The 16965-nt window shown below is 64.5% G+C and carries 21 protein-coding genes; 12 read left to right on the forward strand and 9 right to left on the reverse strand.

All coding sequences use genetic code 11. The features are described from left to right. Window positions 1-14 precede the first annotated feature (14 nt). Window positions 15-1115 carry a class I SAM-dependent methyltransferase gene (locus NDI54_RS03475; protein ID WP_310895076.1) on the reverse strand — a complete coding sequence of 367 codons (1101 nt, stop codon included), beginning with the start codon at window positions 1113-1115 and terminating at the stop codon, window positions 15-17. Further along, the gene (locus tag NDI54_RS03480; protein ID WP_310895077.1) at window positions 1108-2253 is read right to left on the reverse strand and encodes a 60S ribosomal export protein NMD3; all 1146 of its coding nucleotides are present in this window, start codon (window positions 2251-2253) and stop codon (window positions 1108-1110) included. The genes NDI54_RS03475 and NDI54_RS03480 overlap by 8 nt, the downstream gene beginning before the upstream one ends. Window positions 2254-2376: 123 nt before the next feature. Here NDI54_RS03480 and htpX point away from each other — a divergent pair, with 123 nt between their 5' ends. The 5 genes from htpX to NDI54_RS03505 all read left to right on the forward strand — a co-directional run bounded on the left by htpX (window position 2377) and on the right by NDI54_RS03505 (window position 7087). Then, window positions 2377-3255: a zinc metalloprotease HtpX gene (htpX, locus tag NDI54_RS03485; RefSeq protein ID WP_310895078.1), complete on the forward strand. Its 879-nt coding sequence runs from the start codon at window positions 2377-2379 to the stop codon at window positions 3253-3255. A 396-nt stretch (window positions 3256-3651) separates the two neighbouring features. Further along, window positions 3652-4269, forward strand: coding sequence for a PspA-associated protein PspAB (gene pspAB / locus NDI54_RS03490; protein WP_310895079.1), 618 nt, complete (start codon window positions 3652-3654; stop codon window positions 4267-4269). A gap of 1 nt (window position 4270) precedes the next feature. Beyond that, window positions 4271-4735 (forward strand): hypothetical protein, encoded by a 465-nt coding sequence (locus tag NDI54_RS03495; protein WP_310895080.1) that lies wholly within the window; start codon window positions 4271-4273, stop codon window positions 4733-4735. 195 nt (window positions 4736-4930) lie between these two features. After that, the gene (gene radA, locus NDI54_RS03500) at window positions 4931-5980 is read left to right on the forward strand and encodes a DNA repair and recombination protein RadA (RefSeq protein WP_310895081.1); all 1050 of its coding nucleotides are present in this window, start codon (window positions 4931-4933) and stop codon (window positions 5978-5980) included. Window positions 5981-6028: 48 nt separating this feature from the next. Further along, window positions 6029-7087 carry a PAS domain-containing sensor histidine kinase gene (locus tag NDI54_RS03505; protein ID WP_310895082.1) on the forward strand — a complete coding sequence of 353 codons (1059 nt, stop codon included), beginning with the start codon at window positions 6029-6031 and terminating at the stop codon, window positions 7085-7087. Window positions 7088-7457: 370 nt separating this feature from the next. On the opposite strand, the gene NDI54_RS03510 is transcribed toward NDI54_RS03505, so the two are convergent. Next, entirely contained in the window at window positions 7458-8510 is a 1053-nt protein-coding gene (locus NDI54_RS03510; protein ID WP_310895083.1) for an aldo/keto reductase, read from the reverse strand. 24 nt (window positions 8511-8534) lie between these two features. Further along, a complete protein-coding gene (locus NDI54_RS03515) occupies window positions 8535-9560 on the reverse strand; it encodes a CPBP family intramembrane glutamic endopeptidase (RefSeq protein WP_310895084.1) in 1026 nt (341 codons plus the stop codon). A 138-nt stretch (window positions 9561-9698) separates the two neighbouring features. Here NDI54_RS03515 and NDI54_RS03520 point away from each other — a divergent pair, with 138 nt between their 5' ends. The 4 genes from NDI54_RS03520 to NDI54_RS03535 all read left to right on the forward strand — a co-directional run bounded on the left by NDI54_RS03520 (window position 9699) and on the right by NDI54_RS03535 (window position 12530). Further along, window positions 9699-10604, forward strand: coding sequence for an acyltransferase (locus tag NDI54_RS03520; RefSeq protein ID WP_310895085.1), 906 nt, complete (start codon window positions 9699-9701; stop codon window positions 10602-10604). 51 nt (window positions 10605-10655) lie between these two features. Next, entirely contained in the window at window positions 10656-11363 is a 708-nt protein-coding gene (locus NDI54_RS03525) for an Nmad3 family putative nucleotide modification protein (protein ID WP_310895086.1), read from the forward strand. 73 nt (window positions 11364-11436) lie between these two features. Then, window positions 11437-12123: an RAD55 family ATPase gene (locus tag NDI54_RS03530; protein ID WP_137683189.1), complete on the forward strand. Its 687-nt coding sequence runs from the start codon at window positions 11437-11439 to the stop codon at window positions 12121-12123. After that, window positions 12120-12530: a hypothetical protein gene (locus NDI54_RS03535; protein ID WP_310895087.1), complete on the forward strand. Its 411-nt coding sequence runs from the start codon at window positions 12120-12122 to the stop codon at window positions 12528-12530. Before NDI54_RS03530 ends, NDI54_RS03535 begins: the two co-directional genes overlap by 4 nt. Before the next feature lie 159 nt (window positions 12531-12689). Here the strand turns inward: NDI54_RS03535 and NDI54_RS03540 are convergent, their stop codons facing one another. Further along, complete coding sequence (locus tag NDI54_RS03540; protein WP_310895088.1) at window positions 12690-12977, reverse strand: DUF5789 family protein; 288 nt, start codon at window positions 12975-12977, stop codon at window positions 12690-12692. 146 nt (window positions 12978-13123) lie between these two features. Here NDI54_RS03540 and NDI54_RS03545 point away from each other — a divergent pair, with 146 nt between their 5' ends. The 3 genes from NDI54_RS03545 to NDI54_RS03555 all read left to right on the forward strand — a co-directional run bounded on the left by NDI54_RS03545 (window position 13124) and on the right by NDI54_RS03555 (window position 14771). Beyond that, the gene (locus tag NDI54_RS03545; protein WP_310895089.1) at window positions 13124-13900 is read left to right on the forward strand and encodes a PHP domain-containing protein; all 777 of its coding nucleotides are present in this window, start codon (window positions 13124-13126) and stop codon (window positions 13898-13900) included. A 135-nt stretch (window positions 13901-14035) separates the two neighbouring features. Continuing rightward, entirely contained in the window at window positions 14036-14200 is a 165-nt protein-coding gene (locus NDI54_RS03550) for a DUF6757 family protein (protein ID WP_310895090.1), read from the forward strand. Window positions 14201-14303: 103 nt separating this feature from the next. Then, window positions 14304-14771 (forward strand): cupin domain-containing protein, encoded by a 468-nt coding sequence (locus NDI54_RS03555; protein ID WP_310895091.1) that lies wholly within the window; start codon window positions 14304-14306, stop codon window positions 14769-14771. Window positions 14772-14813: 42 nt separating this feature from the next. On the opposite strand, the gene NDI54_RS03560 is transcribed toward NDI54_RS03555, so the two are convergent. The 4 genes from NDI54_RS03560 to NDI54_RS03575 form a co-directional block, all read right to left on the reverse strand. Further along, window positions 14814-15530, reverse strand: a complete 717-nt coding sequence (locus tag NDI54_RS03560; RefSeq protein WP_310895092.1) for a type 1 glutamine amidotransferase — start codon at window positions 15528-15530, stop codon at window positions 14814-14816. Window positions 15531-15699: 169 nt separating this feature from the next. Next, on the reverse strand, window positions 15700-15837 hold the full coding sequence (locus tag NDI54_RS03565; RefSeq protein WP_310895093.1) for a hypothetical protein: 138 nt from the start codon (window positions 15835-15837) through the stop codon (window positions 15700-15702). Between the two features lie 74 nt (window positions 15838-15911). Beyond that, window positions 15912-16097: a hypothetical protein gene (locus tag NDI54_RS03570; protein ID WP_310895094.1), complete on the reverse strand. Its 186-nt coding sequence runs from the start codon at window positions 16095-16097 to the stop codon at window positions 15912-15914. A 6-nt stretch (window positions 16098-16103) separates the two neighbouring features. Then, the gene (locus NDI54_RS03575) at window positions 16104-16898 is read right to left on the reverse strand and encodes an aldo/keto reductase (protein ID WP_310895150.1); all 795 of its coding nucleotides are present in this window, start codon (window positions 16896-16898) and stop codon (window positions 16104-16106) included. Between the last annotated feature and the right edge of the window lie 67 nt (window positions 16899-16965).

Raw genomic sequence — 16965 nt, forward strand, 5'->3', positions numbered from 1 at the left:
TGCGTAAAGACGCCCTACTGCACCCGAGCGTCGACGACGACGTGGGCGACGCCCTCGCTGTACTCCTTGACGCGTCGGGTGGCAAGAATCTCCACGTCGCGGCCGGCCTCGTCAGCGGCCGCCTCCAGTCGCTCGATGGGGCGGTCGAAGACGAGCGCATCCGGCGTCGCCTCGTGCATGTGGAGGACGCCGCCGGGTGCGAGCGCGTCGAGCGCGCTGTCGAGGTACTCGTGGGAAGCGTCGGGCGGAGCCCGACTGTCCTCCGCGCGCGGCGCGGAGGCCTCGTAGTAGCCCATCACGACCCGGTCGGCCCGTCGTTCATCCGCGAACCCAGGCACCACATCCCGGCAGTCGGCCCGATAGGGATGCACTTGGTCGTCGACCTCGTTGAGTCGGATGTTCTCGACGAGGAAGCGAAACGCCGTGGGATTGCGCTCGACGGCGGTGACGTGTGCGCCGGCGCGGGCCATCGGGAGCGTGAAGTAGCCGATGCCAGCGAACATGTCCAGTACACGTTCCTCTGACGCGACCACATCGCCCATCCGCGCCCGCTCGGCCTTGTTGCCGGGCGAGAACATCACTTCTGCGAGATCCATCGCGTAGCGCGTCCCGTGTTCGGTGTGGACCGTTTCCGTGTCGCCGTCGCCGGCAATGACCTCGACGCTGGGTTCGCGGTGCTCGCCGGAAATGCCGTGACGGGCCAGCACCGTTTCGGCCTCGCCGTGGAGCGCCAGCAGCGCTTCGCCGACCGCTGCCGGTCGGGGGCTGTCGCCGATGTCGACCAGCACGACGGAGCCCAGCACGGCCCAGGAACTCGGCGCAGCGGCGATTTCCTCGTCGGTCCAGCCACGCTCTCGGAGGTGGTCGTCGAGGGTCTTGAGCCGGCGCTCGCCGACCTGCCGGACGATCTCCCGGAACTGCGTCGCCTGTGGGGGATGGGTCACCGGAATAGCGACGCTGTCCGCGGTCCACTCGCTGATGCTTCTGGTGTCGTCGTAGACGCCCTCGGCCCGCAGGGATTCGATGGCTGCCTGCGAGCGGAGTTTGTCGACGACGGCGGCCAGACGCTGGTCGTCCGCCTCGCTCGGCTCGCGGCCGGCACCGTCGTCACTCATCGGTATCCGTGTTGGCTCCCTCGCTCGGGAGAATGTGCAGCCCGGCGTGGCTCTTCAGCACCGGAACCTCGTCGGCGTCGGTGTCGAGGTACGTCGGCCGCGGGACGGTCTTGCTCTCGAAGGTTTCGGGGTCCAGCACCTGGACGGCGTTGTCGTCCTCGACGGCGACAAGCGTGGTCGTCTGGGCGCCCTCACGGAACCCCAGCCGGCGAGCGTCGGGCGTCTCGCCCTCCTCGAAACTGGCCTCGTAGTCCTCGCCGGTCGCCAGGCGAACCCCTTTGAGGTTCCCCTGGACCGAGCGGACCAGCACCGGCCCGTCGCCGTCCTCCGGGTCGATGATTTCGCCCTGGCGGTAGCGGGGCAGGCGGACGGCGTAGGTCATCCGGTACAGCTCCTGCCCGTCCTCGTCCTCGGAGATGAGTCGCCGTGAATCCGAGTAGGAGCCGCCAAGCTGGGCAGTGATGCGCTTGGCGATACCCAGACCCATCTGGTTGGTCGAGATTTTCATGTCCAGACCGTCGTCGACGGATTTGGTCTCGGTGATGAAGGCGTTGCGGTCGCCGGTCTCCTCGCGGGCGGCGATGTACTCCTGGGCGATTTCTTCGGCCCGCTCGCGCTCGTCGTCGGTCGGGTCGCGGCCGTCGGCCCGCACCTGGACGATGCTGGCGAAGGAGCCGCCGGCGATCTTCCCACAGCGCTCGCACGTCTGCCGGGAGATGCGGACAGGGACGGTCACCTCCTCGGTGACCGGCGTCCCGCGGATGATGCCGGAGAACTCCGCGTGCATCCGGATGTTGTTCTTGTCGAGTTGCTCGGGGGCGACCTGCCAGGCGACCGACTGGGCGTCGACGTGGATGCCAAGCGCCTCGCTGACCTGCTCAACGGCGATGTCGGTGTAGTCCTCTGCCCCGATGTCGACCCAGCGGTTCCCCTTGTGGACCGCGCCACACCGGGAACAGACCCGCACCTGGATGGTGTCGGGGGCGTCCACCAGGTCGAACTCCTCGAAGTAGCAGGCGTCACAGAGGACGTGCTCGGAGTTGCGCTGGCCGCCGGCACCCGCCAACTCCGGGCGCTCGTCGGTGCCCTCCGGTATCTCGTCGCCGCAGCGTGGACAGAACTCTCCCGACCGGCTCATTACACTGTCATACTGTACTGAACCGTTTAAGCCGTGTGTTCCGACTATCGGAGCCGCTCGACTGCCGTGGGGCGCTTTCACACAATAGCGAGGTTTTAGAGTGTCGACCGCCTATCGACGGGTATGGAATGGCAAACGGACTGGGGGCTCCGCGGCCGGATGGCCCTGACGATGTTCCTGCTGTTCGCCCTGTACATCGTCTTCCTCGGAGCGCTCACGCTATATTTCCAGAACTTCGCGCTCATCGTCGTCGTCATGGGACTGTTCCTCGGCGCGCAGTTCTTTTTCAGCGACAAGCTCGCCCTGTACTCGATGGGAGCCCGGACGGTCGAACCGGAGGAGTACCCCGAGCTCCACCGGATGGTTGACCGCCTCTCCCAGCAGGCCGACCTCCCGAAGCCGAAAGTCGCCGTCGCCGACTCGCGGGTGCCCAACGCCTTCGCCACCGGTCGGTCAAAGAGCAGTTCGGCCGTCTGCGTAACGACGGGCATCATGGACACGCTGGAGCAGGACGAACTGGAGGGCGTCATCGCCCACGAACTGGCCCACATCAAGAACCGCGACGTGATGGTGATGACCATCGCGTCGTTCCTCTCGACGATTGCCTTCCTCATCGTCCGGTGGGGCTGGCTGTTCAGCGGCGGCCGCGAACGCGGCGGCCAGCAGGTCCCGGTCATCGTCGCCATCCTCATCTCGCTGGCCGTCTGGGTCGTTTCGTTCCTCCTCATCCGGACGCTCAGTCGCTACCGCGAGTACGCCGCCGACCGCGGCGGGGCGATGATTACCGGCAAGCCCGCCGCTCTCGCCAACGCGCTGATGAAAATCGACGGCCAGATGGACAAAGTGCCAAAGGAAGATATGCGCGACCAGGCGGAGATGAACGCCTTCTTCATCATCCCCATCAACGTCGGGTGGATCGGCCGACTGGCCAGCACGCACCCCTCGACGGAGAAGCGCATCGACCGCCTGCAGGACCTCGAACGCGAACTCGAAAGCCGCTAGCATCGGTTGGTTTTCTGATTGTCGTCTCTGGAGTAGTACGGATTCCCGCAGTGACCGCTATACAGAACCAGAAAGCCCCGGCTGTCTGAACTCGGGGGACTCGCTGCGCGCTTCACTCACTCCGTTCGTTCCAGTGCTTACGTCGTCCGCCGTCGTTCAGACAGCCGCCCCTTTCAATCCCACCGTAGGCGGTTGGTCAATCCAGGCTGGGTGGGGCTGAAAGGGGCCGTGCTATCGGCGAACCCCGGCGACGCAAGCACCTACCGGAGCGCAGCAAGTCGCGGGAGCCGATAGCACGGGGGCTTTCTGGCTGTTAGAGTACGTGATTTCGTACACAAACACTCTCACTAGCCGAGACACAAACCACCTTGGTGCCCGGGCCGTAGGGACTCGCATATGGGACTGCTCGACGGACTCAAGAGCGTTCTCGGGGTGAAAGCCGAGGCCGACGCGACGCGCGACGCCGACCCCGACGACCTGTTCGGGATGAGTACCGCCTACATCACGATGGAAGCGGACCTGGGCTATGAGTCGACCGGCGAGGCGGCGCTGTGTTTCGCCGACGTGGATAGCACGGACTTCCAGGACGCCGTGGACGAAGTCGAGTCCATCCTCGACGCTGGGATGGTCGAGACGGGGACGCGAGCGACCTTCGAAACCGACGACCACGGCTATCAGTGGGTCGTCTTGCACGACGACGATTTCGAGGACCTGCTCACGTCGATCCACTTCGCGGCGGACACGCTCGTGGAGCGACGCTACGGGTCGCGCCTGCTCGCGGCGCTGTTCGCCTTCGAGCACACGCGCGACGACCAGACCGTCTACTGGGTGTACTCCTTCCGGCGGGGCGCGTACTACCCGTTCGCGCCTGACCCCCACGACAGCCACGAGCGAAACACCTCCGCGGAGTTCAAACTGGACAGCAATCTCAGCGACGAAATCACGGTCGAGGACGACAAGGAGTACTGGTACCCGCTGTGGCCGGACCGCCCCGGCTACCACCCCTGGGAGTGAAATGACCGACGGCGGCGTCGCTGTCGGCGACCACGTTCGCCCGACAGAGAGCGACAACCGTGATAGCCCCGCTCCCGACGGCGTCTACCGCGTTGTCGGCACGAGCGAGGACGTAGTCACGTTGCTGCTCGTGGGGACTACAACTGGCCGGCGCGTCAACACCGGTGCGGTGGTGACTGTCTCCCGCGAGGACCTTGATTCGTTCGAGCCCGCGGAAAACCCAGACGGGAACCGTTCCGTGAGTTCGATGCTGCTGTCCTTTCTCGACTCGTTCTGGTGGACAGTGTGGGTCTTCGGCCAGACGACAGTGGCCCGGCCGCTACCCGCGGCCGTGGCGCTTGCGCTCGTCGCACTGGGAATCTTCGGTGACGGACTGCTTTCGCTCCCGCCGTTCGGCGCTACGCTGTTGTTTCTCGCCGGCTTTTTCTTCCTGGTCTACCTCTCTCGAACGGCTTCCTCCCGGTGACAGTGCGACCCTCTCTGGCGGTTGATCTTTCCCCGCTGTAGCGGTGTGCCTGGGATGACGGGCTCCAATTGAGCCGCCCGCTTTCGATGCTAAAGGTTTGGATATCGACTCGGAGAACCACGCCGCTGCCCCACACTTTCACTTTCACTCTGGTGTTAACGAGGCTTTATACCCCCGGACGCACAAGCCATGTCCATGTCCGCAAGTGAGGACCTCGAAGAGCTGCCGGGTGTCGGTCCGGCGACAGCAGAGAAACTCGAAGAGAACGGCTACGACTCCTACCAGGGGATTGCAGTCGCGTCACCCGGCGAACTGTCGAACACAGCCGACATCGGCGAGTCGTCGGCGGCCGACATCATCAACGCAGCCCGCGAGGCGGCCGACATCGGCGGCTTCGAAACCGGCTCGACCGTGCTCGAACGCCGCGAGCAGATCGGCAAGCTCTCCTGGGGCGTCGACGAGGTCGACGACCTGCTGGGCGGCGGCGTCGAGACCCAGTCAATCACCGAGGTGTACGGTGAGTTCGGGGCCGGCAAGTCCCAGGTGACCCACCAGCTCTCGGTCAACGTCCAGCTACCGGCCGAACACGGCGGGCTGGAGGGCAGCGCTATCTTCGTCGACTCCGAGGACACGTTCCGGCCCGAGCGTATCGAACAGATGGTCAAAGGCCTCTCCGACGAGGTTCTGACAGACACGATTGTCCTCCACGGCATCGTCGAGGAGGAGGCCGACGCTGACCCGACCGACGAGGGACAGCTCGATGCCCTCGTCGCCTCAGTGCTGGAGAAGATCCACGTCGCGAAGGCGTTCAACTCCAACCACCAGATCCTTCTGGCCGAGAAGGCCCAGGAGATCGCCAGCGAGAGCCAGGACGAGGAGTTCCCCGTCCGCCTGCTCGCCGTCGACTCTCTGACCGCGCACTTCCGCGCCGAGTACGTCGGCCGTGGTGAACTCGCCGACCGCCAGCAGAAGCTCAACAAGCACCTCCACGACCTGATGCGGGTCGGCGACCTCAACAACACCGCCGTCGTCGTCACGAACCAGGTCGCCTCTAACCCCGACTCCTTCTTCGGCGACCCGACCCAGCCCATCGGTGGCAACATCCTGGGCCACACGTCGACGTTCCGGATGTACCTCCGCAAGTCCAAGGGGAACAAGCGCATCGTCAAACTCGTCGACGCGCCGAACCTCCCGGACGGCGAGGGCGTCATGCGCGTCGAAGAGGACGGCCTGCTGAACGAGTAACCCACACTCGTAGAGACGCTTTTACCGCGTGAGGTTGTATGTGAACGCGTGACACTTGAGTCGTCGGTCCGGAGCACTCTCACGGAGGCGGTCTTCGACGAGCATCCGGACCAGATTGCCGTCATTGACACCGACGGCGTCATCCGGGCCACGAACCGGGCCTGGGAGACGTTCGGTGCCGAGAACGGCGCTGTGATAGCGACAGACATGATCGGCGATAACTATCTGGCGGCGTGTCGGAACGGTGACGACGAGGTCGGGGCGCGGGCGGCAGACGGCATCGAGGCCGTCATCGACGGCAGCCAGTCCACATTCACGGTCGAGTACCCGTGTCACTCTCCGACAGAGCAACGCTGGTTCACGATGCACGCTCAACCGTTTACGGTTGCGGAGGAGTCGTTCGTCCTCATCGACCACGCCGACATCACCGACCGATACCAGGCGGAGCAGGCCGTCGCCGAACGAAACGAACTGCTCGAACTCGTCGCGGGCGTCCTCAGCCACGACCTGCGCAGTCCGCTGTCGGTCGCCCTGGCCCGCATCGAACTCATCGAGAGCGACGGGACTCACGCCGACACCGTCCGGGGGTCGCTCGAACGGATGGGCGACATCATCGAGGACGCGCTCCTCATCGCCCGCGAGAAAGACCTCGGCCCACTCGAAACAGTGGCCCTGGACAGCGCCGCACAGAATGCGTGGGCCCACGTCTCGACTGGCGACGCGACACTGACCGTCGACACCGCGGCGTCGATTGCGGCCGACGCGAGCCTGCTCTCCCAACTGCTCGAGAACCTGTTTCGCAACAGTGTGGAGCACGGCACCGGGGACGGACAGCCGCGATCAACCGACGCCGGGGCGGTCGCGGTCACGGTCACGGCCCGCGACGACGGATTCGCCGTGACCGACGACGGTCCCGGCATCCCGCCCGACCGCCGCGAGCAGGTGTTCAACGCCGGATTCACGACCAGCACCCAGGGAACTGGGACGGGGCTGGGGCTGCTCATCGTCAGGGAGATCGCCAGAGCTCACGGCTGGTCCGTCCGCGCCACCGACGCCCCCGGCGGCGGTGCCATGGTCGTCGTCTCCGGTGCGAGCATGTCAGAGTGAGGCTCTGTCTCTGGGGCCGCGAACCCATTCCCGCCGAGTCCCAGCCCTGTCCGGACGATTTCTCGGCACCCGTGTGGACTGGTCCCGCAACACGACCCCTCCGTTTCACCTCGAACCCGCTCCCGTCTGGCGTCTTGCGTTCGTCTGACGAACCGGAGTGAATGTGAAACTTTACCATCCTAACCGCCGGACGGCGATACATCTCCTGTCGAAACGGAGGGGTCGCAAACGAAAACCGACAGACGACTGTCTGGTTGCTGCTGACTACCAGGGGTCAATTATCGACTGGAGATTTTGCGTCCGCCCGCTGCCGTTCGGACGGCAAGGCTGTGTGCTGTACTGGAACACAAACCCCGTTGCAGCGGCGGAATCAGTCGCCCGCCGACTTCATGCCCGTCTCTTCGAGGTCCGCACCGCCGACCGACGAGCGCAGGGCGTCCATCCCGTCGTCGCGGTCGATGCCGAAGTTGTCCCGGTACAGGTCTTGGACGCGGTCGTACTCCTCGTCGCTGAGCGGCGGCGTGTCGGGCGCACCGGCCCACTCGTCGATGTCGGCGTTGGTCCGGAACGTCGGGGTGACCGATGCCACTTCGTCGTTGTAGAGGAGCCACTGGATGGCAGCCTGGCCCAGCGTCCGCTCGCCGTCCCGCTCTAAGAAGCGGATTTCCTCGACTTTCTCCCAACCGGTTTCGTACCACTCGGTCGGCCGGTGCGAGCGGTGGTCGCCCTTGCCGAGTTCTGTCTCGGGGGTCACCTGCTCGTTGAGCAGGCCCGAGGAGTGGGGGACGCGAGCCAGCACCGACGTATCGGCGTTTTGCTCGCGGATGGTGTCGATGAAGTGCTGGCCGGGGGTCTGCTCGAAGAGGTTAAAGACGGTCTGGAGGGCGTCGAACTCGTTGGCGACGGCGGCGTCGCCCTCGGCGAGCCAGCCGATAGAGGGGCCAAGCGCCCAGCCGATGGCCTCGACTTTGCCCTCCTCGCGGAGTTCGTCCAGCGCCTCCAGCACGTCTTCGTCGACCTCGTCGACGTTGGCGTTGTGGAGCATCAACAGTTCGACGTGGTCCATGCCGAGGCGGTCGAGCGAGCGGTCGACGGCGGTGTGGACCCACTCCGGCGTGACCTTCTTCGGGAGTTCGCCGTGGCCGGCCTGGGGGTTGTTGTAGAAGTCGTAGCCGATCTTCGTCGAGACGGTGACCTCGTCGCGGTGTTCCGCCAGCGCCTCGCCGATGATCTCCTCGCTGTCGCCGTGGCCGTACACGTCGCCGGTGTCGAAGAACGTCACGTCCTGATCGAGCGCGTGCTGGACCATCTCCACGGCGTCCTCGCGGCTGCGGTCGCCCCACCAGTCCGTCCCGACGACCCAGGCACCGAACCCGACTTCCGATACCTCGACGCCGGAGTTTCCGAGTGTCGTGTATTCCATATCCGATGTAGCGGCGCGGTCCACTTAGCCGTCTTGGTTCGCTGTGTCAGCCCGTGTCCGAATCCGGAGCTCGGGGGTTGCAATATCGTCCAGTAGTTCGACCGCGCCGTACTCGCGGCGGACCCACCAGTACAGCGCGATTACTGCAAGAACGAGCGACAGGAGGGCGAGGAGGCCGCCCTCTGGACCAAAGGATCCGCCAGTCACCAGCGGGTCGCCAGTGACTGCCAGATTGAGCAACGAAACGCCAGTGGTGAGGCCGCTGACCGGAAATCCGAGCACGGCCAGCGCATAGTTCCACGCCACGTGGAACCCGGCGGCCACACCCAACCGGCCGGTCACCGCGTAACAAGCGCCTAAAAAGAAGCCATAAAGCATGACGTTCAAAACGGCCAATCCGGTCGCGCCCGGATTCGATCCGTGGACGACGCCGAACAGCACACCGGTTACCAGCACCGCTACCGCGACAGCACGGGTTCGTCCCAAGATCCCGGCGACCCCCTCAGCAGCGTTCGTCAGCAGATAACTACGAAAGAGTACCTCCTCGGAAGTGGCCTGCACAACAAAAAACGGGACCAACAGGAGCAGGCGACCAACGGCCCCGATTGACCCGGTCGGGAACAGTCCACCATCCGTCGTCGCCAAGACGCCTGTTACGGCTGCCAGCCCCGCTGCGAGCTGGAGGCCGAGTATGAGTGTCGGCAGTGCGGCTCCGAGAACCAAGCCGAAGGCGGTATCACGCCACCACTGACGGTCACGTTTCAGACCGTAGTCGGCGAGCGTCCGGCGGTCGAGCAGGTAGCCCACGCCTAGCCCTGCGATGAGGAGCACTGCGAACGTCCAGCCCTGTTCGAGGAGGATATAGAGCGCAGTGGCGACGCTGCCCTCGTCTCTTGGGGCCGGTATGAGGCTAAACAGCAGAGCGAGAACGATGGCGACGAAACCGGATGCGAACAGCCAGACTGTGACCCGCCACGGCGCTCGCAGCCGGTGTTCCGTGGGGTTGATAATGTAGCCCCGTACTTCCGTGATGAAGTCCGACCTGACCATGTCGTCGCCTGGACCGGAGGCGTCTTAACTGTGGCCTGCTCTCCGAACCAAGTGCGACACGGTGTCGTGACACGGGTGTTACTGGGTAGGTTTCACGTAACGGAAACCCATATCTGCCCGCGAAGCCACGTACTCGACATGACGAAGCGTCACGTGTCGCTGCCGCCGCTCGCCGAAGAAGGGCTCAGGGCGTTTATCGACGAGGTTGACGAACGCCTCTCCGGTGACGAGGACACCTGCGATGTTGTCACCGACGTGCTCGTTGACCTTCATGGCGACCGAGAGGCCTACGAGCGCTGGCAGAACGGCGCGGATATCTCCCCGGCCGAGCGGGTTCGGCTCCAGGGGTATGACCCCTGTAACACGACCCTCGAAAGCGAGTACTACGCCGAGAAAGACGAGGAGCGGTTCAAACGCTCGAAGCACCTCCAGTGGCTCTGGCGGCAGTTCGACGCGACGCCGATGGCGGACAACGTCGAGTTCGCGCTCCGGTTCCGGCGGATGCTCGCCGACCATCTCTTCGAGTCCTGTGGCGAGGGCTGTCGGTTCTTCAAGGGGATCAGCTTCACCTACGGCCACAACATCGAGGTCGGCGACAACGTCGTCGTCCACGACGACGTGCACCTGGACGACCGCGGGAAGCTCACCATCGGTGACCGGGTCTCCATCTCCGATGACACCCACGTCTACAGCCACGACCACGACGCTGTCGACCAGACCCACGTCGATAACTACCACACCATCATCGAGGACGACGTGCGCCTGACCTACGACTCGATGGTCCGGGCCGGCGTCCGGGTCGGAGAAAACGCCATTCTCGCGGCGAAGTCCATCGCCGGCAAGGACATCCCCGCCCACCATATCGCCGCCGGCACGCCGGCGAAGTCCCTGACGGTCAAGGACGGCTGGGAATCCGTCGCGGAACCGATAGAGGGAGCGAACGTCGACCGCCGCGCCGAGCGGCAACTACCCTTTGACCTGCCCGAGGGACTGGAGCAGTTCGACGAGTTCCAGCGCGACCTCTCGCCGCCGGACCGCGAGTAGTCAGCGACGCCGCGTCGGCACTCCTTTTGTTGCGGCCGCCGACGGTCACCTATGCGAAGCGTCGCCATCAACGTCGGAGCCAACACGAACGAGCCCGGCTTCCGCGGCCCGCTGTTTCCCGACGGCTCCTTCGAGTACATCCCGATTCCCGAGTCGAAGCCGACGAGCGAGCCGGTTCCGACCTACGGCGATCTCGACCTGCAAACCGACGTGTCCGCAGTGGCCGACCAGCAGGTCCACTTCGACCCGGAGTTTCCCGAGGCCGGCGGCGAGCGCTACACGTACGGCGACGAACACGGCGTGAAGGCCGGGCCACTCTCGGAGCTGTCGGCCGGCGACTACCTGTTTTTCTACGCGACGCTCTCGACCGTCGAGGAGCGCCCGGACTGGGCCTCGCCGGAGTGGGGTGCCCACATCATCGGTCACTTCCGGCTCGCTCATGACGCGGTGACCGGCGACGCGTACCGCGACCTCCCGGCAGACGAACAGGCCCAGTTCGCCTCGAACGCCCACGTGAAACGCGACCCCTTCGACGCTCGCGTTCTCATTCGTGGCACTGCCGACGAATCACGACTGTACGACACAGTGGTCCCACTTTCCGAGCCAAGCGGCGGCACCGACGCGAACGAACTGGTCACCGAACTGTCCTCTGATTCGGGGAAGGGACCGTGGTGGCGGCGGCCGATGCGGTTCGACGAGACCGGGACGGAGCGACTGCTGGAACTGGCCGATAGCCACCCCAGGGCTATCAGCCGCTGACCCAGCCGAATAAGTTATCACCGGTGAAAATAGAAGGTGAAAGCATATGTCCAGACGGACTCAGGTAGCTGATATGCGTCTCTCTAGTGGGGTCCCCGGTTTCGACGAACTCATTGAGGGGGGGTTACTCCCGAATCGTCTCTACGTGGTCAGTGGCCCGCCGGGCAGCGGGAAGACTACCTTCTGTTCACAGTTCATCACGCAGGGCGTCAAAGAGGGCGAGACGTGTCTGTACGTGACGATGCACGAGACCAAGACCGAGCTGATGCAGGACATGGCCGGCTATGAGTTCGGCTTCGACCGCGCGATGCAGTCCGACGCCATCCAGTTTCTGAACCTCGTCACCGAGAGCGGGAAACGAACCATCACGCAGTTCGGCAGCGAAGGCGGGCTGACGAACCGACTCGTCGCCTACATCAGACAGAACGACATCCAGCGGGTCGTCATCGACTCGACCATGCTGTTGCAGCATTTCATGAACGATGTCGAAGACGAAATCACGGGCTTTCTCTCCGCGCTGAAACAGACGGACGCGACGACGCTGCTCATCTCCGAGATGACTGACCCGTCCTCGTATAGCGACGAACACTACCTCGCCCACGGCGTCATCTTCTTCCACAATTTCCTCGAAAACGGCAGCATGACCCGCGGCGTGCAGGTCATCAAGATGCGGGGCACCGCTATCGACTGTGACATCCGGGAGATATCCTTTTCCGACTCCGGACTGCAGGTCCACGCTGACCGGAAAGTGGAGTCATGAGCCGCTACGAGCGCGAGTTCGGGACCGACTGGGAGACCCTCGACAAGGACGAGGCCACCGACCGGGCCTACGCCATCGGCGTCGCCGAGCGCCTCGGGGAGTACAACCGCGAGGAACTCGAAGCCATCTACGCCGAGATGAACTCGGCGTATCACAAGAGCATGGTCGAACTCGCGTACGACGAAGGGCGCAACGAAGCGAAGGAAGCGGCGGAGACGACCAGCGCCGACCGGGACGCCCTCTGGGCCGACCTGGTCAAGGGTGAGAAGACCTACATTGACGAAAGCGACGTGCCGACCGGCGGCCGTGACGGGCTGCCGTCGGCACTCGACTCCTCGGAACTGCTGGACAAGCAGTCAATCGACAGCACTGACGCCGTCGACAAGCCCGACTTTCTCGATAGGTAGCCGCTCCAGTGCGTGTGTGCACTCGCTGACAGCGACAGCTCTCGCTCACGTTGACAGCGCTGTCGCTCGTGAGTGAAAAACGAATGAGACGGGGGACCCCGTCCAGAGCTGGGGGACCGCGTACGGGACGCGGTCAACAGGAAGTAGCTGGCAGGGCCGTCAGAACGAGACTTCTTCGGGACCGTCCTCGCCCATGCAGACCGGGTCGCGGTCGGAGTAGCCCTTCCGGCCGATGGCCTTGCTCGAAACGCCCGAGAAGGCCGCGAGCTTCGCGTCCTCGGCGCTCTCGAACGTCTCCGGAGCCGAGATGCTGAGCGCGTCGCCCAGGCGTTCGGTCCCGTTTGGCAGTTCGAGCTCCATGTCGCCGTCGCTCTCGATGATTTCCTCGGCGGAGATCGGGTAGTCGTACGATTTGAAGGCGTCCGTCGCGTTGCTTAGCATTCGCATATCTCGAGAAAGTTCATGGTCGATAATAAACCCTCACTATAGATAATTATGATGTCCCTTAATGCGTATAAGGGACTCACGTGCCATGTGTCCATATCCCGTGATTTCAGCAGAAACGGCTTCCCACTGGGGGTTGTGGTAACGGTATGGTCGTCGCTGACTTGCACGTGCATACGACCCGCTCTGACGGGACACTCTCCGTTGACGAGGTTCCCGCCGCGGCGCGACGAGCGGGCGTCGAGGTCGTCGCCGTCACGGACCACGACCGACTCCAGCCCGAAATCGACGGTCCGGTCACCGAGCGGAACGGTGTGACGCTCGTCCACGGCATCGAACTCCGCGTCGAAACCGAAACCCAGCGGCTGGACCTGCTGGGCTACGGCGTCGACCCGACCGAGGAACTCCGGGCCGAGTGCGAACGTATCCAGCGGAACCGTCGCGAGCGCGGCGCGCGCATCATCGACTGCGTCGAGGACCGCCTCGGTGTCTCCCTGCCAGTCGAACCGCACGACGGCCTGGGTCGTCCACACATCGCCCGCGCCATCGCCGAGGCGTCCGACCACACCTTCCAGTCCGCGTTCGACGACCTCATCGGTGACGACTGTCCCTGTTACGTCGCCCGCGAAGTCCCCGCCTTCGAGCGCGGCTGTACGATACTCTCTGAGGCGTGCGGGCTGGTCGGCCTCGCGCATCCGTTCCGCTACCCTGACACCGCGGCCGCGCTGTCCCGGTGTGGCTCGCTCGATGCCGTCGAACGGTGGTATCCCTACGGCCGCACCGTCGATAACAGCCTCGTCGACGACGCCATCGAGCGGTACGATCTCGTTCCTACCGGCGGCAGCGATGCCCATGGCGAGACACTGGGCGGGACCGGCCTCAACGCGGCCGCCTGGGAGCGGGTCGAAACAGCGCTCGGTGAGTGATGCGGATCCTTGTAGACTCTCCCGAGAGATTCCGATTCCGTCGTCGGCACTATTCGGACCTACGCACCGACAATCGTCTGACGACCGGCAGACGGAACCCGAGGGTTCAATGTCGTCCGGGCCTACCATTCAGGTATGCAGTGTCACTACTGCGACCGTGAGGCCGACATCGCCGTCGAGAACGACGGCGTCAAAGTCGGTGTCTGCAAAACACACTTCCGTGAACAGATGGCGGAACTCGAAGACGCCGACTGGCTCCAGGACCTCGACGAGGAACTCGATATCGACCGACGCGAGTGATTGACGCTCCGTTTCTCTTCTCTTGCCGTAGCGGAACTTCCCAGTGGCACCGCCGTAGCTTCCCGACCAACGGTTAAGGACTGTCCGGCTGTACGTGCCAGCTATGGAGAAAATCACCATCGACGCTGTCGAATCACGAATGGGGCCGGCGTCGGTCAAGCGGGCGCTCGCCGGACCGCTCGACACCGACGACATCGCACTGAACTACTACGAACTGGCTCCCGGCGAATCCTTCGGCTTTGGCTATCACCGCCATCCGAACCAGGAGGAGGTGTTTCTCGTCCAGTCGGGCACAGCGACGTTCGAGACGGAGGACGGCGACGTACGCGTCGCGGCCGGCGACGCCATCCGTTTCGCCCCCGGCGAGTGGCAACGCGGTCACAACGAGGGCGACGAACGCGTCGTCGCGCTCGCTCTCGGCGCGCCACAGGAGATGGGCGACACCGAGATGCTCCGACACTGCGAGGAGTGTGGCGGTCGCACGCACAACTACGTCGAGATGACCGATGATCGGGACGCGCTGGTGACACGCTGTGAGGAATGTGACGCCGAGACCGGTCGGTTCACCTGATGTTCACAGCCGCGACGGCAGCGCAGGTGGGAGGACGCTGGGTCAGTCGTCGGCTGCGGCGGTGGAGCCGGTTCCGTCGCGCGTGCGTTGCGCGGCGAATTCGGTGAAGTTATCGAACAACTGTTTGGCCTCGCAGGCCGCGCGGTAGTTCTCCTGGGTGACGCCGTCAAGCACCGACTCGATGCGCTCATCCGAGAGCTGGTCGTCCTTGCCCTTTGTCACTGTCTCGGCCGTCTCGGGGTCGTACTCGGGGTGGAACTGCACCGAGAAGACGTTCTCTTTCCGGAACCCGTGGACGCCGTAGTCGTTCTCGGCGAACGTGGTCGCGCCCGGCGGCACCTCAGCGACGCGGTCAGAATGCGTCGTGAAGACGGTGAAAGAGTCGTCGACGCCGGCCAGCAGTTCGTTCTCGCTGTCGTGTTCGACGGTCCGGTAGCCGATCTCGTATTCGTCCATCGGCTCAACGGTGCCACCGAGCGCGTGCGCGAGCAGTTGATGGCCGAAACAGACGCCCAGGAACGCGATATCGCGGTCGATCCCGTCCTGAACCCAGGTTTCGAGGTCCCGGATCCAGGGTTTGTCCCAGTAGACGGACGCGCGGCTGCCCGTGACCAGACAGCCGTCGAACGCGAAGGTGTCGGGCAGTTCGCGTTCGGTCACGTCGTATTCCACGAGGTCGGCGTCGAGCTCCCGCCGGAAGTTCCGGCGGTTGTCCTCGCCGTCGTGGGCCGCATTCAGCAGGGCGATTCGTGGCCTCATTACCAGTACGGAACAGTTCAAACCCTAAAAACGTGCGTACCGGCGGCAGTGATTGCCGCTCACGGTGACAGAGAGAGCCCAACTCGACCGGGGGCACAGCGGCTACCGAGGAGTACCGAACGTTCAGAACCGTCTCACTCACTGCGCGCCCTCGACTGGGAGCTGCGCGTTACGTCTGGTCCGATTCCGGGTTGTTCGTCCGCCGATAGGACCCGACCATCTTCCACAGCGTGTCGTTGAAGTCGTCCTCGCTGGCTTCGCTCTCGATCTGCCGGTACAGGTTCTCCGAGACTTCGATACGAGGCATCGGGTGTGTATAGAGAGCGGGAGTAAATAAATCTCCGCTGACACGGAAGCGAGTAAAAGCTTCAACACGCCCCTCTAGGGGCCGTATAACCATTTAGCCCCGAAGAAGACGAACCAGGCCATCCAGATACAGAAGACGACTAGCCACGTCCCGTACTGGACCGTCGGGCCGGGGACTATGACGTAGGCCACGACGAGCAACGCAGCGATGCTTGCCGCGGCCGCGGCGTCCCAGCGGTCCAGTGCGGGCGGTGTGGCCATCGGGGACTACTGCGAGATGCCGTAGGTGTCGTCGTCCCAGTCGTTGACGCCGGTGTCGTAGACCGCCTGCTCGCGTTCGATGGCGTCGATGCGTTCCCGGTCCGCGGCGTCCAGTTCCCAGTCGAACAAAGCGAGGTTCTGCCGGACGTGCTCGGGCGAGGAGGACTTGGGCAGCACGACCACGTCGTTCTCGACGGCCCACTTCAGGATGATCTGGGCCGGCGACTTGTCGTACTGCTCGGCCAGGTCCTGGATGACATCGTCACCGAACACCTCGGTCCGGCCAAGCGGCGCGGCGGCCTCGACGACGGTGTCGGTGTCGCGGCAGAACTCGACGACCTGGTCCTGGGTGTTCCAGGGGTGGTACTCGATCTGATTGACGGCGATGGGCACGTCGGCGACGTGCTGGGCGGCTCCGAGCTGGTAGGCGCTGAAGTTCGAGACGCCGACGTTGCGGATCTTCCCCTGGTCGTGAAGCGTCGCCATCGCGTTCATGGTCTCGCGGATGGAGGTCGCGGGGTTGGGCCAGTGGACGAGATACAGGTCGAGATAGTCGGTCCCGAGGCGGTCCAGCGACGCCTCGCAGGCCTCGATGACGGACTCGTAATCGAGGTGCTTCGGCAGTACCTTCGACGTGAGGAACACGTCCTCGCGGTCGTAGTCGGCCAGGGCCTCGCCGATCTCGGCCTCGTTCTTGTAGCCTTCGGCGGTGTCGACGTGGGCGTAGCCCGCGTCGAGTCCCGCTCGAACGGACTCTTGGACGGTCTCGCCGCCGATGTCCCACGTCCCGACGCCGACCATCGGCAGTTCGTCGCCACTCGGTAGTGTCACTGTAGGGGGTGTCACAGTACGTGCCTCACCCGCCGCA

This window comes from Haloarcula terrestris, assembly GCF_031624315.1.
Lineage (GTDB): Archaea > Halobacteriota > Halobacteria > Halobacteriales > Haloarculaceae > Haloarcula > Haloarcula terrestris.